Origin of the sequence: Paenibacillus shenyangensis (assembly GCF_000346635.1) — a bacterium.
In the GTDB taxonomy this organism is placed as follows: Bacteria; Bacillota; Bacilli; order Paenibacillales; family Paenibacillaceae; genus Saccharibacillus; species Saccharibacillus dauci.
In genome coordinates this window covers 60,467-76,714 of sequence record NZ_AOIG01000006.1, presented here as the reverse complement: position 1 = coordinate 76,714, position 16,248 = coordinate 60,467, and the positions used below count along the sequence as shown (strand labels likewise).

Genomic DNA, 16,248 nt, shown 5'->3' with positions numbered 1-16,248 from the left:
TTATTTTTGCTATCGTATACTGCATTTCTGAAGGGAGAATCTTGCACATTCGGTGAGCTTGGCAATCCTGCTGCAAAACAGCGTTGACGAACTACGCTAATTCCGATATCATCTAACATAGAAATTGTGTCTTCTGAAGACACACATGATGCGTTGACCGGTATAGTAGATTACTGATTACCGTCACTAGCGAGTCAGGGATCGTGGAAGCCTGACGACGACCAGTAGTTGAATGGCAGCCGTGAGCATATGAGCTGAATATGGAAAAGTGGATGACATGCAAATGTCTTCAAATAGGGTGGAACCGCGGGAAATGAACCTCTCGTCCCTATGTCTGTAACCAGGCGTAGGAACGGGAGTTTTTTGCGTGCGTTGCAGATACCTATTTCAGCGAGATCGCATGACCGGTTGCTGACTGCAGAAGCGGATACACATATACATTGTGAGCCTTTTCGGCAGTAGCAATCCCACTATGAACATAAAGGAGTAATGTCAATGAACTTCCAGCAAATGATTTTGACGCTGCAAAACTTCTGGGCCGAGCATAACTGTATGATTGTCCAGCCTTACGATACGGAAAAAGGCGCGGGTACCATGAACCCGATGACATTCCTGCGCTCGATCGGTCCTGAACCGTGGCGTGTCGCTTATGTAGAGCCTTCCCGTCGTCCTTCCGATGGTCGTTACGGAGAGAACCCGAACCGTCTGTATCAGCATCATCAGTTCCAGGTGATCATCAAGCCTTCACCGGACAACATCCAGGAAATCTATTTGGATAGCCTCAAAGCACTCGGTATTGAGCCGCTGGATCATGATATTCGCTTTGTTGAAGATAACTGGGAGAACCCGTCACTGGGCTGTGCAGGTCTGGGCTGGGAAGTATGGCTGGACGGTATGGAAATCACCCAGTTCACTTATTTCCAGCAGGTAGGCGGTATTGAGACGAACCCGGTATCGGTGGAGATCACTTATGGTATGGAGCGTCTGGCTTCCTATATTCAGGAAAAAGAAAATGTATTTGATCTGGAATGGGTGAATGGTATGACCTATGGCGATGTATTCCATCAGCCGGAAGTCGAACATTCCACGTATACATTCGAGGTATCCGATGTACCTATGCTGCTTAATCTGTTCAGTACTTACGAACAGGAAGCCAAACGTGCGATGGATCGGCATCTCGTATTCCCAGCTTATGATTATGTACTGAAATGTTCACATACATTCAATTTGCTCGATGCGCGCGGGGCAATCAGCGTAACCGAGCGGACTGGTTATATTACCCGTGTACGGAATCTGGCGCGCCAGGTAGCCGCCACGTATCTGGAAAATCGTGAGAAGCTTGGCTTCCCGATGCTCAAGAAAGGAGAGATGTAATCATGGCGAAGGACTTATTGCTCGAAATTGGTCTGGAAGAAGTACCTGCCCGCTTCCTGCGTGCAGCGATGAATCAGCTGCGGGACAAAACCGTCAAATGGCTGGATGATTCGCGTCTGACTCATGGCGAAGCCAAAGCTTTCGCAACCCCGCGCCGTCTGGCAGTATGGGTGAAGGATGTTGCAGAGAAACAGGAAGATATCAATGAGGAAGTCAAAGGACCTTCTCGCAAGATTGCCCAGGACGAAAGTGGCAATTGGAGCAAGGCTGCACTTGGATTTGCCCGCAGTCAGGGAGTAACTCCCGAAGAATTTACATTCCGTGAAATCGGCGGAGTAGAATATATCCATGCACGCAAGAGCAGTATTGGTACAAGTACGGATGCGATTGTAGCCGAAGCGCTGCAAAACATTATTACATCCATGAACTTCCCGAAAAATATGCGTTGGGGTGCTCATGATTTCCGCTTTGTTCGCCCGATCCGCTGGATGGTGGCATTGTGGGGACATGATGTTATTGATTTTGAAATTACTGGCGTTCAGACAGGTCGTGTTACACGCGGACATCGTTTCCTCGGAACCGAGACCGAGATTGCCGAGCCTACTCTGTATATGGAAGCTCTGCGTGAGCAGCATGTTATTGCTGACGTGGAAGAGCGTCAGGCTATGATTAGCGCCCAAATCGCTCATCTGGCCATGGAGCAGAAATGGAATATTGATGTAAAGGAAGACCTGCTGGAAGAGGTATTGTTCCTCGTAGAGACACCAACCGTGCTGTATGGTACGTTTGATCCGGCTTTCCTGAATATTCCGCAGGATGTACTGATTACTTCGATGCGTGAGCATCAACGCTATTTCCCGGTACTGGACAATGAAGGCCAACTTCTGCCTTATTTCGTAACGGTACGTAACGGAGACAGCCGCTCTCTGGATGTAATCGCCAGAGGTAACGAGAAAGTACTGCGTGCCCGTCTGTCGGATGCGAAGTTCTTCTACGAAGAAGATCACAAAATGAAGATCGAGGATGCGGTAGCTAAGCTTGATAATATCGTATTCCACGAAGAAATCGGAACACTGGGCGAGAAAGTACGCCGTATTCGTCAGATTGCCGATCAATTGGGTGCTGCGCTGCAGGTGCCTGCTGAGCAAGCTATTAATATTAGCCGCGCTGCCGATATCAGCAAATTCGATCTGGTTACTCAGATGGTATACGAATTCCCTGAGCTGCAGGGCGTTATGGGTGAAGATTATGCACGCAAAGCAGGCGAGAACGAAGAAGTGGCTCGTGCTGTCTTTGAACATTACCAGCCGCGCTTTGCAGGTGAAGCTGCTCCGGCATCACTGACCGGTTCACTGATCAGTATCGCGGACAAAATCGATACGATCGTAGCCTGCTTCTCGATCGGTATTATTCCGACCGGTTCACAAGATCCTTATGCTCTGCGTCGTCAGGCAGCAGGAATTGTCCAGATATTATTGGAACGCGGATTGGCACTGACGCTGGAACAAATTTTTGATATTACACTGAATATTCATGAAAATTTAAGGAATATGAAACGTACTTCCGATATAATACGTATAGAGTTAAATGAGTTCTTTGGACTGCGTGTGAAAAAACTGCTGTCCGAGACACTCCGTTATGACGTAGTGGATGCTGTGATTTCGGCAGGATTCAGTCATATTGGCTCTGTAGTATCACGCGGTAATGATCTGATGCAGGCTGTAACCGAAGTCCCTGACTTCAAGCTGATCATCGAATCGTTTGAACGTGTATCCAATCTGGCTGCCAAATCAGCTGGTACAGTTGTGAATCCGGCTTTGTTTACCGAAGCAGGAGAAACCGAACTGTTTGCGGCATGGGAATCGGTGAGTGCGTCTTACCATAGTCTTCTGGCGGACAATCGTACAGGCGAAGCATTAACCTTACTGGCTACACTTCGTCCAGCCATCACAAGCTTCTTTGACCATATTATGGTTATGGTAGACGACGTAGCTGTACGCGAGAATCGTCTAGCTCTGCTGGCGCTGATTGACCGCGATATCAAACAGTATGCAGATTTCTCTAAACTGGTTAAATAATATATTATATACTAACAGATACACCTATACGGAACGACGATGAGAATTGATGTCGTTCCGTATTTTCGGCTTTGTAAACGAACGTATGATCCGTGAATGGGTCTGCTGTTTCATGGAATCTGGGAAAGGAGGGCATGCATTGCAATCGGAACCGCTACACCGTATCCCGACTATTGTAGTTGATGGCGATGCCTGTCCGGTCAAAGCGGAGATTGCCGGAACAGCGCGCTCTTTTGGAGTGCCTGTGCTGATGGTGTCTTCATTTGATCACCGGATTCAGGCGGAAGAAGGGGTACGGGTTGTTCAGGTAGACCGCAGCGATCAGAGTGCGGATCTGTATATTGTGAATCATGTTCATGCCGGCGATATTGTCATTACCCAGGATTACGGACTGGCTACAATCGCGCTGGCCAAGCAGTGCCGAATTCTGTCTTTTCGGGGCATGGAATTCCATGCGGATAATATTGAATTTTTGCTGGCTCGCCGACATGCACAGGCCAAAGCAAGACGTCAGGGTAAGTATGGTAAAGGGCCTAAACCGCTTACATCGGACGATAAGAAAAATTTTCAGGCCGAACTGGTAAAACTTTTAACAAATTTGCAGGAATTTCATTCGCAGTAGCGAATATTATTTATCGTGTGAAAAGAGATGAAGGTGGTAACGATGAACACCGGATATAGCGGTGGTATTCCTGATGAAGTCATTGAAGCGGTACTTCAGCATAATGACATTGTTGACACGGTAGGCAAGTATGTTCATCTGACCAAACAGGGCAAGTACATGAAGGGCCTCTGTCCGTTTCATTCGGAAAAGACTCCTTCGTTCACAGTCACACCGGAACGCCAGATTTTTTACTGTTATGGATGCGGCGCGGGCGGCAATGCCATCAAGTTCAGAATGGAAATTGATGGTCTGTCTTTCCCGGAAGCGGTCAGATTAATGGCGGAAGAATCACATGTCCCTTATCAGGATGGAAAAGGAGCGGCAGCCACTCCGCAGAACAAGGAGCTGGAACGCCTGCTTCAGGCTCATGAATGGGCCGCCAAGCTGTTTCATTATCTTTTGAAAAATACGGAACACGGGAAATCTGCAATGGAGTACCTGCGTGCCCGCGGATTTGGTGACAAGCTGATAGATCAGTTTCAGATTGGCTATGCGCCGGATCGCTGGGATACGCTTGTGCAGTTTTTTGAAAAACGTTCGTTTGATCTGAAAGAGATGGAAAAAGGGGGACTACTGTCTCCCAGACAGAATGGTTCAGGGTATGTAGATCGCTTCCGCGGACGGGTCATGTTCCCGATTATGAACCGCAGCGGAAGAGTAATTGCATTTGCAGGACGGATACTTGGTGAAGGTCAGCCCAAATACCTGAATTCGCCGGAGAGTCGACTGTTTAACAAAAGCCGTACATTGTACAATCTGAACCTGGCTAAAGGACCGATCCGCAAGCAGGGACAGATTGTATTAATGGAAGGCTTTGGAGATGTGATTGCAGCATGGGATGCGGGGGTACAACATACTGTAGCGACAATGGGCACAGCATTGACTGAAAATCATGCTTCACTGATACGTACGCTAACCGAAGAGGTCGTGGTTTGTTATGACGGCGATAACGCTGGACAGGCAGCTGCACTCAAAAGTATCCCCATTCTGGAAGGTGCAGGTCTGCACGTGAAAATCGCTGTTCTGCAAAACGGTCTGGACCCTGACGAGTATATTAAAACGTATGGTCAGGAACGTTTTGTAGATCAGATTATTCATGGCGCAGTGTCTACGACCAAATTCCGGCTGATTTACACCAAAAAGAATTATAACTTGCTGGAAGAAGACGGCAAGGCGGCTTATGCGCAGGAGGCAATTAATGTGATCGCGCATCTGGGTTCGCCGACAGAGCGGGAAGTGTATCTCAAGGAACTTTCCACCGAAGTAGGCGTATCTCTGGAGAGTCTGAAGCAGGACTGCAATCTGGCGCGTCAGACACTGAATCGCAAGCAGCCATCATCTGGTCAGCAGGGTAATCGAAATGGCAGTGGCGGGAATGCAAGAGGCTCGCGCAAGCAGCCAACTGCTCCTACCCTGCTACCTGCCTATCATGTGGCAGAGCGGCGGTTACTGTCGATTATGCTGCAGGATGGGGAGGCGGCTACTCATGTGGCGCAGGAGCTGGGAGAAGCTTTTAATATCCCGGAACATGCAGCTCTGGCTGCGTACATCTATTCGTACTATGCGCAGGGCAAAGCGCCTGATATCAGCCGGTTTATTGCATCATTGCATGATGATCGGCTGGAGAAGACCGCTACATCCATCTCCATGATGGATGCACCGCTTGATGAGACACTGCGGGGAATGGATGATTACATTCGTGAAATCAAAAAATTCCCGCAGCAAAAACAGATTGAGCAAAAAAGAGAAGACATGCTGCGTGCAGAGAAGTCAGGAGATTTCCTGCGTGCGGCTCAAATTGCAAGTGAGATTATCGCCCTGGAAAGACAATAAATGTTCTGAGCATTTATTTTCAGGGAGGAGGGAGTCGAAAGATGGCGAACGATCAGCATACTGAATTGGAAACCGAATTAACGCTCGAACAGGTAAAAGAGCAGCTTATTGAGGTAGGTAAAAAGAGATCCTCACTGAACTACAAGGATATCGTAGAGAGACTGGCCGCTTTTGACCAGGATGCAGAACAGATCGACGAGTTCTATGAACAACTCGGAGATATGGGTATCGAAGTAATCAATGAAGGTGACGAAGAAGTTACGAACGATTCCGAGAACGAGCGGGAAAATGGGGATAATGAGTTCAGCTTTGACGATGATCTGGCACTGCCGCCGGGTATCAAAATCAATGACCCGGTCCGTATGTACCTCAAAGAGATCGGCCGAGTACCATTGCTTTCTGCAGACAGTGAAGTTGAGCTGGCCAAGCGTATTGAGCAAGGTGATGAAGAAGCAAAACGCAGACTGGCTGAAGCCAACCTTCGTCTCGTGGTCAGTATTGCCAAACGGTACGTTGGACGCGGTATGCTGTTCCTGGATCTGATTCAGGAAGGTAATATGGGTCTGATCAAAGCCGTTGAGAAATTTGACCATACCAAAGGATATAAATTCAGTACCTATGCAACATGGTGGATTCGTCAGGCGATTACCCGCGCGATTGCGGACCAGGCTAGAACTATCCGTATTCCGGTGCATATGGTAGAGACCATCAACAAGCTGATCCGGGTATCCCGTCAGCTACTGCAGGAACTGGGGCGCGAACCGACGCCGGAAGAGATTGCAGCCGAGATGGAACTGAGCGTAGAAAAAGTACGCGAAATTATGAAAATCGCACAGGAACCTGTATCTTTGGAGACACCAATTGGTGAAGAGGATGATTCTCACCTGGGTGACTTTATCGAGGATCAGGATGCACTAGCACCAGCTGATGCTGCAGCTTATGAGCTGCTCAAGGAACAGCTGGAAGATGTACTGGATACGCTGACCGAGCGTGAAGAAAATGTACTTCGTCTGCGCTTTGGCCTGGACGATGGACGTACACGTACGCTGGAAGAAGTGGGTAAAGTGTTTGGTGTTACCCGTGAACGTATCCGTCAGATCGAAGCCAAGGCTCTGCGCAAACTGCGTCATCCAAGCCGCAGCAAACGTCTGAAAGACTTCCTGGAATAGGAATACTATATCCTTTGCATAAAGGATTATAAAAGGGATCTGCTGCTATTACTGCGGCAGATCCCTTTTTGCTGCGAATAAATGGAAACCCTTTACTTTTTGCATCTATTCAGCGATATATACTATAGGTGTAAAAAATAGGAACGAATGCAGAAGTGGGGGAGTATGGTGAATCAGGATAAAAGGGGAGTTATTCTTGATGAGATTGAATACTGGCGGGAGAATCGGTTGCTGCCAGCGCATTATTGCGATTTTCTGATGAATCTGTATGATGTAAATCAGGAGCGTAGTGACAAAAAGGTATTATCCATGCAGTCTTTCAAGCAGGGCAATATACGAACATGGATTTTCACGTTTCTGATGCTTTGTTTTATTTGTCTCGTCCTACTGTACTTTACAACGTTTCCGTTTTTGGTACAGCTGGTATGTGTGCCGGTGTTTACAGCGCTTTGTTATACGGGCGGAATCCGCTGGCGTAAGCGTAATCCGATCGCATCATCATTTCTGTTGGCAGTAGGGAGTATGTTGATGCTGGGGATGGGCATATTAATTATTCGCCAGCATGGATTGGACCCGTCGCTGTGGATTACTGTACTTGTCATTGGATGTGCGTTAATCTGGTGTATAATGGGATATGTGATTTCCAGTCCGGTGCTGCTGTATATCGGGTTTGGTGCGTTTGTACTGCTGTATGCAGGATTTTTTGCGCGTATGAATCCAGACGCTTCGTGGATCGTATTGCAGGGTCTGTGGCTTCCGCTCAGCCTGTTATTGGTATGGTTTAGCTGGCTGGTTCATCATCGCGGCAAAAAGTTGGCCGCAGTCTATTTTACAAGCGGAATTGCCATTTGGTTTATGCCGGAAGTAGATGAAGTACTGCTTCGCGGACAGGTTCCGGATATTTTTGCAGTGCTGTGTGTGACCAAGATTGCACTGGCTTGCATTCTTTTATTTATACTTCGAAAAAAATGGATAGTGTGGGTGGCTGCATGAAATTATCAACAAGATTAACAAGAATTGCGGAGCAAATTCCAGCAGGGAGCCGGTTGGCGGATATTGGGTCCGACCATGCTCTTCTGCCGGTATTTGCCGTACGTGAAGGCCGTGTAATCAAAGCGGTAGCTGGTGAAGTCAACCAGGGACCGCTGGATGCGGCTCAGCGTCAGGTGAACGAAGCAGGACTCGGTCAGGTGATTGAGCCGAGACTTGGTAATGGTCTGGCTGTACTGACTCCTGGAGAAGTAGATGTAATTACGATCGCCGGCATGGGCGGGGCACTGATCGTAACTATTTTGTCTGAAGGGCTGGACAAGCTCGAAGGCGTATCCCGCTTAATTCTGCAACCGAATGTAGGAGAAGAATTTGTACGTCGCTGGCTGCTCGAGCATGGCTGGTTCCTGTCTTCCGAACAGATTCTGGAAGAGGATGGCCGTACATATGAGATTCTGACTGCTGATCGTCTGGATGATGCGGCAGAGCGTAATGTACAGCTGTATCAGGAACGTCTGCTAACGAACCCGGATGGGCTGCAGGTAGAACTGCATGATTTCAGTTTGCTGCAATTTGGCCCTTATTTGCTCAACGAAGCTTCTCCAGTATTCGTAGACAAATGGAAACAGGAAATCGACAAGCTGGAAAAGGTAGCTGCATCTGTTGGTCGTTCGGATACGGATGAAGCCAAGCTAAAAGTTGCTGCACTGCAGCAGCAGATCAAGCTCGTGAAGGAGGTACTGTTATGCTTGCAAAAGGACAGACCGTAATCCAGTACATGGAGCAGTTTGCTCCCAAATCAATCGCTGTACCCGATGACCGGATTGGTCTTCAGCTGGGTACACTGCAAAAGGATATTACAGGCGTGTTGGTGGCCCTGGATGTAACAGAAGAAGTAATCGATGAAGCCATTGCGCTGAACGCCAATCTGATTATCGCGCATCATGCGATTATTTTCCGGCCTCTCAAAAGTCTGCAGACCAGTACGCCGATGGGCCATCTGTATGAGAAGTTGATCAAGCATGATATTGCGGTCTATATCAGTCATACCAATCTGGATATTGCCGAGGGTGGAGTGAATGACTGGATGGCTGAAGCGCTGGGCCTTCGTCAGACGGTACCGATTGAGCAGACGTCGTCAGATGATTACTTGAAACTGGTTACTTTTGTACCTGCCTCGCATCTGGATGCAGTACGTAGTGCCGTATGGACAGCAGGAGCCGGCCATATCGGCAATTACAGCCACTGCAGCTTTAATACCGAAGGTACAGGCACATTCCAGCCGGAAGAGGGAACGAACCCGTATATAGGTCAGCAGGGCAAGCTGGAGCATGCTGCCGAAGTCCGTTTTGAGACGATTATCCCGACCAGTCTGCGCAACAAAACGGTTCAAGCGCTAATTAAATCCCATCCATATGAAGAAGTAGCCTACGATCTGTATCCATTGGCACTTCCAGGCAAAGCCTACGGTCTCGGACGCGTAGGTAAACTGGATGCGCCGGTGAGTCTGGGTGAATTTGTGGACACTGTCAAAAAAGGCCTGGATGTACCTACCGTACGCGTTGTAGGTGACTTGCAGCGTACGATCAAAAAAGCAGCCGTACTCGGCGGATCAGGCAGTCGGTATGTAAATGGAGCTCTTTTTAAAGGAGCGGACGTGATTGTGACCGGTGATATCGATTATCATACGGCCCACGATGCACTGCTTGCCGGAATTGCCATTATTGATCCAGGCCATAATACAGAGAAGATCATGAAGCCAGGCGTAGCAGGAGTGCTCAGTGCGCGTCTGCAGGCAGATAAATATACGACACCTGTACATGCCTCTGTGATCGATACCGAGGTATTCCGGTTCGTTTAAGTGAGACTTTATGGTATATGCTGTAAAGATAACAATTTAGGGTAAACAAATTTGTGATTGCCTCTTGCCACCGTCAGCTTAAAATTATATAATATGATGTGTTGCGTTCGCGGAAAGTTTAACAGACAATCGCCGGTAGCCGAAAGGCTGCGGGAGGAAAGTCCGGGCTCCGTAGGGCAGGGTGCTGGATAACATCCAGTCAGTGCAAACTGAAGGATAGTGCCACAGAAATGGACCGCCGATGGCTCGCAAGAGTACAGGCAAGGATGGAACCGAGGTGTAAGAGACCCCGAGGAACACTGGTGACTTTGTTCCTGGTAAACCCCATCTGGAGCAAGACCTAAAGAGATACAGCTTTTTTTCGGAAAAGCAGCCTTAGCCCGAGGTGTATCGAGGTTGGTCGCTGGAGCCAAATAGTAATGTTTGGCCTAGATAGATGATTGTCACCAAAAGTGGGAGGGTAGTTCCCGATCGAACCACAACTGGTACAGAACCCGGCTTATGAGAAACTTTCCCAACTAACGCCACGTTTACTCAACAAGTATGATAGCTATTTGGTCATGTATAGCGGATTTATTCGCATGTATGGAATACAGCATCATTACATTTGTACTGACCAATTCAATATCCGCTGTACAAAGGCGGTGTATCTTCCGATAATATTAGGGAGATACACCGCCTTTATGATGGAAAATAGGTAAAATCTGAAATGTTCAATGAAATCTATATCATGGACCTTCCATATACCTTGATTGTTAAGGTAAATGAAAGTAATCTATATGGTATTAAATCAATCATCTGCTGATACATTGATGAGATGATTTTCATGAACATACCTATTGGTTAAAGAAACCATAAGAGCCTGATAGGAAATGCTTAAAAATTGATGTTTGTAAACTGAAGTGGAACTAACACATGAAATGAGTTTTATGGTAGGATGTAAGTTAAATCAGGGTTAAATCATACAACGACCTAACCCAGTCTTAAAGGAACCAATTAAGGGGGAGCTACAGTCATGTCAGCTGCAAATGTCCATAAGTTGAGTGAAGGCACACGGGAAAAGTTGAAACCGGTCATCGAGAAACTGGAAGGGTTTTTGAATGAATATTCTCTAAAGGCATTGGCAGCCGAACAGGGAGAAGATACATTACCTTTTTACAAAGGGTTTCTGGCAGATCTGCGTCACCTGCTGGTATTCTCCGAAGTATCCTATGAGAAATTGGGCGTAGTTTTGCGTCGTGCTAACTTTGATGCAGAATTTGCTGAAAAAGCTCTTTATAACACGTATCATCAGTGCGTAAACAGCTTTTTCTATCCCAAAAATGAGTGCTATTCCGAAGATGGACGTTATGCCTACACAGGACAGGAAGCAATCCGTTTCCGTCAAACGCCTGTGAAGCCGGTCAGAGATATTATTCTGGATATTACCAGAACCTTTGAAGAACTGCGTGATGACCTGTCTTACTATGAAAGTGACTATTTGACACAGCGCCGCATGAATCAGCGCCACGCATAAACTGCTAGCTTATGTATTACGATGAAACTTTAACTGCTAAGGGTGCCTGAAGAGGCATCCTTATTTTTTTGTAATAACAGAATAAACGGTACTATTTTAAATCAAGTTTACATATCCAATATACATATCGATTGCTTGTTCACTATTATGATTAAAAGGAGCTTACATAGACATGGATGCAAGCAATATATCTGCAGCAGGTACAGCTTATACGAGGCGCTATCCGGCTTTTGTATACTCCGTAATGGACGGGACGATAGCAGGCAGTATTTATATACAATCTTCAAATGGACAAACCTATAAACTAAATAACATTCCCCAACAGAATAATCATCTTCGAGCTATGCCTGCTGCATTTCATTTTATTGATAGGCCATTATGGGTGGAGACGCGTATAGGTCTTTATTATGCAGGAGGCGGGAATCCTTCAGAATCCTTTTACGCTATGGTCAGTGAACGCTGCCAGAGAAGTATAGAGACCCTAGAAAGATTTACTTTATTTTCGGGTAGTGCAATATGGAATGAAATGGTATCCCGGCTGCCTGGTGAACTTCGTCAGCTTACCAGACAGGCAATGGATTATTCTTGTGATCTCTTGTCTCAGGATCAACTAAAACGGTCTACGCTGTATGAACTGAAAAAAATAAATGAATCTGTTATTCAAAAAAGCGCGGTTTTTGACGAAAAGTATTATAGGACCTATTGGGGTTCGTCTGTCAACTATCTGCAAAACGGAATAGGTTACGCGATTTGGCATGAAAATGAAGTTATTTGCGAATGTACGTCGATTTTTGCGAATACTTGGACAGCAGAACTGGATATCTATACAGCAGCAGCGTATCGGGGCAAAGGATTGGCGTTAATAGTAGCGAAGTCTTTTATCGATCACTGCATACACACCGGTCGTCAGCCAATATGGGAATGCAGCCTGGATAATGAAGCTTCCCGACAACTGGCATATCGACTGGGTTTTGTACCTTCATATACTTACAGCGTATGGGCGCGTTAGAGAATAGTACCATACGGGAGATTGTTCCTATTTTCCACCTGGGTGATCAGAATCGTCATTCATTCTCATGCCTAACATGTGTAAAAGCAGTACACTGGGAATATAGAGAAATACTTAGACGGATAATCCACCATTCATTTACAAATAGACAGGAGCTACCAACCATATGCAAATTGATCCAAATACAGCAAAGCAAATGCTTGAACTGCGATATCTGAATGCATCAGGCGGAGGCAGCACAAACCCTGCCGCTGTAAATACAAATGATACCGATCAGCTGTTTCAGCTGATGCTGCAGCAAAATATTGGCACATCCAGTGAAGCGCAGAGTTCGGGTGCCAGTGTGCAGGATCTGGCGAGTCTGGTATCTACAGGGACATCTTCTTCGGTAACAGGCAGCACGTATGGAACAGGATCGGCCGACCCATGGTACAATTTTGACCAGCTGCCGGAAGTAAGCCCGGAGAATGCAACAGCTACAGCCCGTGCAGGATTGACCGAAAGCAGCAGCTCGGCATCACTATCCGCTGGGGGGGATGTATCGGCACTTCAGGGAATCGGTGGCGACGATAGCGGAAGCAAAACAACAGCGTACAATGACCTGATCAGTACAGCGAGCAGCAAATACGGTATTCCCGAATCACTGATCAAAGCAGTAATCGATGTAGAGTCTTCCTTTAATCCTCGTGCAGGTTCTTCTGCCGGAGCCAAAGGGCTGATGCAGCTGATGGATGGTACAGCAGCCGGACTGGGCGTAAGTAATTCCTATGATCCTGCCCAGAATATTGATGGAGGCACCAAGTATCTCTCCTACCAGTTGAAGCATTACGATAATAATGTCAAAACAGCCCTGGCTGCCTATAATGCAGGTCCAGGACGACTGCAAAGACTTGGCATTTCCAATGACAATGAACTAATGGCCAAATTCGATCAACTGCCAAAAGAAACGCAGCGCTATATCAGCAAAATCGAAAATGCCCAGAGCAAATATGCTCTTTAAGTTTCGATATTCCCTATAATAAAGCCAACTCTTCGGATAAGAATGTATGATATAATGACAGGCAGACGGTTTTAGCATCTGACTGTAACTTTCAGAAGAAATGGCAGCGACTATTATTTTTGAAAGAGATCAAAAAGCGGAGCGTTATCCGTATTTTGGTCTCTTTTAGTCTTGTCTGTTGCTCGTTTATATAACAGGAAGCAGGAGGTAGGATACAATGAAATACTTTGACTACGCAGCTACGACACCTCCTTATCCCGAGGTCGTACGCGCGATGTCCGAGATCATGGACAAGCATTATGGCAATCCATCTTCGCTTCATCGTTATGGTGAAGAATCGGAGCGACTGATTCGCCGAGCAAGAGAAGTAACGGCAGGCATACTTAATGTACAGCCAGCAGAGATTATATGGACATCGGGGGCAACCGAGAGCAACAATATGGCAATCAAGGGCGTCGCATTACGCAAAGGACGTATGCAGGGACATTTTGTTACTACCATGATCGAACATCCTTCGGTTTACGAGACTTTTCGTCAGCTGGAACTGTTCGGATTCGAAGTCAGTTATGTGAACCCGCAGCCGGATGGAGCGGTATCTCCTGAAGATATACTTGCCGCTATAAGACCCGATACCCTTTTGGTCAGCGTAATGCATGTTAATAACGAGACCGGAGCCGTACAGCCGATTGAACAGATTGCCCGTTTGATCAAATCCCATTATCCAAGAGTGCTTATGCATGTCGATGGTGTGCAAGGTTTTGGCAAAATCCCTGTGTCGCTAAAAGAATGGGGAATTGACCTGTACAGTTTGTCTGCCCACAAGCTGAGAGGACCCAAAGGAACCGGCTTGCTCTATGTCAAACATGGGCTGGAACTACTGCCGCTGCTGGCGGGCGGGGGACAGGAGCAGGGATACCGTTCCGGTACGGAAAATGCTGCCGGCATAGCGGGGATGACCAAGGCCATGCGCCTGATTATCGAACAGCAGCCCCGGCAGTATGAGCATTTGTGCACACTTCGGGATACCGTGCAGCAGGCTATCCGCGATATTCGGGGGCTTGTATGGACCGAAGTTGTATCGGCTGCACCGCATATTATTCATTTTACGTATCCGGGTATGAAGTCGGAAGTAGTACTGCACAGTCTGGAGCAGCAGGGTTGCCTGGTATCTACCCAGTCTGCCTGCTCCTCGCGCAAATCTGTACCCAGCCGTGTACTGGCAGCGATGGGTATGGACCGCACGCATGCCGGCAGCGGTATCCGGATCAGTCTGGGAGACGAGCATACATTGGAAGATGTGGAATACCTGATAGGAGCGCTTCGACAGACAGTACAGTCACTGCGTTCATTGGAGAGGAGATAAACCGGTTTGATGCATAATATTAGTCGCCTGATTCTCAGAATGGGCGAGATTACACTCAAAGGAAAAAACAGAGGTCGTTTTGAAAAAGTGATTGCCGAGCATGTACGCGAAATCCTGCGTCCTTATCCACAGGCACGTGTGCATCGTGAATATGGACGAGTGTATGTAGAGACAGGTGGAGTATCGGCAGAACTGCTAATTGGCCTGCTGCGTAATGTATTTGGCATTGTGGATATTATCCCGGTCAAGCAGGCAAAGCCGGAATTGAATTCTATTATCGAAGCTGCACTGGAACTGATTCGTGAACACGATATACAGGCCGAGACAACTTTCAAAGTGACCGCGCGCCGGGTATGGAAACCATTTCCGCATTCTTCCCAGGAGATGAATCACCTGATTGGTTCCCCGGTGCTGCGTGCCAATCCACTACTCAAGGTAGATGTACGTAATCCGGATATTGAACTGCGAGCGGAAGTACGCGAGGATGCAGCCTATGTATACAGTCAGATCATTCCTGCTGTTGGCGGATTTCCAAGAGGCAGCAACGGTCGGGCGATGCTGATGCTATCGGGTGGCATTGATAGTCCGGTCGCAGGCTGGCAATCCATGAAAAGGGGACTGGAAATTGAATGTGTCCATTTCCACAGCTATCCGTTTACCAGTGAACGGGCCAAGCAGAAAGTTATTGATCTGACCCGTGTACTCGCCGGATATGGCGGCAAAATCAAGCTGCATGTGGTACCATTCACCGAGATCCAGACTGCTTTTACGACGACAGGACAGGATAATCTGATGATTACCCTGATGCGCAGAGCCATGCTTCGAATTACAGCCCGCTTGGCCGAGCAGCAAAAAGGATTGGCTATCATTACCGGAGAAAGTCTAGGACAGGTAGCGAGTCAGACACTGAACAGCATGAATGTGATCGAGCGGGCAACCGAACTGCCGATCCTGCGCCCTCTTGTGATGCAGAGCAAAGACGAGATCATTCAGGTATCCCAGCAGATTGGCACCTATGATTTATCTATTCTTCCTTATGAGGATTGCTGCACGCTATTTGTTCCCAAGTCGCCGGCGACCAATCCGAATCTGCGAATTGTAGAGAAGGTAGAGTCTTTCCTGGAAATGGATGAAATGATTCAGCGTGCGGTAGAACAAACCGAACTGTTGGTGATTGAAGCAGGTTCATCCACAGATTCATCTTCAGCCGAAGCAGTAGAAGAAGACTGGCTGTAATTTATCGTCTATTGCATATATAAAAGCATAACAAAACAGCTGCAACCCTATCCCAGGCCCATAGAGCCGTCGAAAACGGATTGCAGCTGTTTTTTTGTATCTATTCATAAATGCTCATAAATCATATAAAAATCGAATTCGTACCACAATGAGTT

General features: G+C 47.2%; 13 protein-coding genes and 1 other RNA gene. All 14 read left to right on the top strand.

Features of this window, described 5'->3' with window-relative positions; all coding sequences use genetic code 11:
* Window positions 1-495 precede the first annotated feature (495 nt).
* The 14 genes from glyQ (at window position 496) to thiI (ending at window position 16,093) form a co-directional block, all read left to right on the top strand.
* Window positions 496-1,374 (top strand): glycine--tRNA ligase subunit alpha, encoded by an 879-nt coding sequence (gene glyQ / locus H065_RS0104515; protein WP_017811829.1) that lies wholly within the window; start codon window positions 496-498, stop codon window positions 1,372-1,374.
* Between the two features lie 2 nt (window positions 1,375-1,376).
* Window positions 1,377-3,452, top strand: a complete 2,076-nt coding sequence (gene glyS, locus H065_RS0104510; protein ID WP_017811828.1) for a glycine--tRNA ligase subunit beta — start codon at window positions 1,377-1,379, stop codon at window positions 3,450-3,452.
* Window positions 3,453-3,591: 139 nt separating this feature from the next.
* Window positions 3,592-4,074 (top strand): YaiI/YqxD family protein, encoded by a 483-nt coding sequence (locus H065_RS0104505; RefSeq protein ID WP_017811827.1) that lies wholly within the window; start codon window positions 3,592-3,594, stop codon window positions 4,072-4,074.
* 42 nt (window positions 4,075-4,116) lie between these two features.
* Complete coding sequence (gene dnaG, locus H065_RS0104500) at window positions 4,117-5,949, top strand: DNA primase (RefSeq protein ID WP_017811826.1); 1,833 nt, start codon at window positions 4,117-4,119, stop codon at window positions 5,947-5,949.
* A 41-nt stretch (window positions 5,950-5,990) separates the two neighbouring features.
* The gene (gene rpoD, locus H065_RS0104495; protein WP_017811825.1) at window positions 5,991-7,118 is read left to right on the top strand and encodes an RNA polymerase sigma factor RpoD; all 1,128 of its coding nucleotides are present in this window, start codon (window positions 5,991-5,993) and stop codon (window positions 7,116-7,118) included.
* A gap of 165 nt (window positions 7,119-7,283) precedes the next feature.
* Window positions 7,284-8,111: a hypothetical protein gene (locus H065_RS0104490; RefSeq protein ID WP_017811824.1), complete on the top strand. Its 828-nt coding sequence runs from the start codon at window positions 7,284-7,286 to the stop codon at window positions 8,109-8,111.
* Window positions 8,108-8,878: a tRNA (adenine(22)-N(1))-methyltransferase gene (locus H065_RS0104485; RefSeq protein WP_026136032.1), complete on the top strand. Its 771-nt coding sequence runs from the start codon at window positions 8,108-8,110 to the stop codon at window positions 8,876-8,878. The genes H065_RS0104490 and H065_RS0104485 overlap by 4 nt, the downstream gene beginning before the upstream one ends.
* A complete protein-coding gene (locus H065_RS0104480) occupies window positions 8,854-9,969 on the top strand; it encodes a Nif3-like dinuclear metal center hexameric protein (protein WP_017811822.1) in 1,116 nt (371 codons plus the stop codon). The genes H065_RS0104485 and H065_RS0104480 overlap by 25 nt, the downstream gene beginning before the upstream one ends.
* 113 nt (window positions 9,970-10,082) lie before the next feature.
* Window positions 10,083-10,486, top strand: an RNA gene (gene rnpB / locus H065_RS26850) — RNase P RNA component class A.
* Between the two features lie 498 nt (window positions 10,487-10,984).
* Entirely contained in the window at window positions 10,985-11,485 is a 501-nt protein-coding gene (locus tag H065_RS0104475; RefSeq protein WP_017811821.1) for a YpuI family protein, read from the top strand.
* A gap of 172 nt (window positions 11,486-11,657) precedes the next feature.
* The gene (locus H065_RS0104470) at window positions 11,658-12,494 is read left to right on the top strand and encodes a GNAT family N-acetyltransferase (protein ID WP_017811820.1); all 837 of its coding nucleotides are present in this window, start codon (window positions 11,658-11,660) and stop codon (window positions 12,492-12,494) included.
* A 166-nt stretch (window positions 12,495-12,660) separates the two neighbouring features.
* Window positions 12,661-13,494: a lytic transglycosylase domain-containing protein gene (locus tag H065_RS0104465; protein ID WP_017811819.1), complete on the top strand. Its 834-nt coding sequence runs from the start codon at window positions 12,661-12,663 to the stop codon at window positions 13,492-13,494.
* A 217-nt stretch (window positions 13,495-13,711) separates the two neighbouring features.
* The gene (locus tag H065_RS0104460; protein WP_017811818.1) at window positions 13,712-14,857 is read left to right on the top strand and encodes a cysteine desulfurase family protein; all 1,146 of its coding nucleotides are present in this window, start codon (window positions 13,712-13,714) and stop codon (window positions 14,855-14,857) included.
* Window positions 14,858-14,866: 9 nt separating this feature from the next.
* The gene (thiI, locus tag H065_RS0104455) at window positions 14,867-16,093 is read left to right on the top strand and encodes a tRNA uracil 4-sulfurtransferase ThiI (RefSeq protein WP_017811817.1); all 1,227 of its coding nucleotides are present in this window, start codon (window positions 14,867-14,869) and stop codon (window positions 16,091-16,093) included.
* The last annotated feature ends 155 nt before the right edge of the window (window positions 16,094-16,248 follow it).

Coding starts and splice junctions, on each gene's coding strand:
- glyQ (WP_017811829.1), top strand. CDS start 496: ATGAACTTCCAGCAAATGATTTTGACGCTGCAAAACTTCTGGGCCGAG.
- glyS (WP_017811828.1), top strand. CDS start 1,377: ATGGCGAAGGACTTATTGCTCGAAATTGGTCTGGAAGAAGTACCTGCC.
- dnaG (WP_017811826.1), top strand. CDS start 4,117: ATGAACACCGGATATAGCGGTGGTATTCCTGATGAAGTCATTGAAGCG.
- rpoD (WP_017811825.1), top strand. CDS start 5,991: ATGGCGAACGATCAGCATACTGAATTGGAAACCGAATTAACGCTCGAA.
- H065_RS0104490 (WP_017811824.1), top strand. CDS start 7,284: ATGGTGAATCAGGATAAAAGGGGAGTTATTCTTGATGAGATTGAATAC.
- H065_RS0104485 (WP_026136032.1), top strand. CDS start 8,108: ATGAAATTATCAACAAGATTAACAAGAATTGCGGAGCAAATTCCAGCA.
- H065_RS0104480 (WP_017811822.1), top strand. CDS start 8,854: ATGCTTGCAAAAGGACAGACCGTAATCCAGTACATGGAGCAGTTTGCT.
- H065_RS0104475 (WP_017811821.1), top strand. CDS start 10,985: ATGTCAGCTGCAAATGTCCATAAGTTGAGTGAAGGCACACGGGAAAAG.
- H065_RS0104470 (WP_017811820.1), top strand. CDS start 11,658: ATGGATGCAAGCAATATATCTGCAGCAGGTACAGCTTATACGAGGCGC.
- H065_RS0104465 (WP_017811819.1), top strand. CDS start 12,661: ATGCAAATTGATCCAAATACAGCAAAGCAAATGCTTGAACTGCGATAT.
- H065_RS0104460 (WP_017811818.1), top strand. CDS start 13,712: ATGAAATACTTTGACTACGCAGCTACGACACCTCCTTATCCCGAGGTC.
- thiI (WP_017811817.1), top strand. CDS start 14,867: ATGCATAATATTAGTCGCCTGATTCTCAGAATGGGCGAGATTACACTC.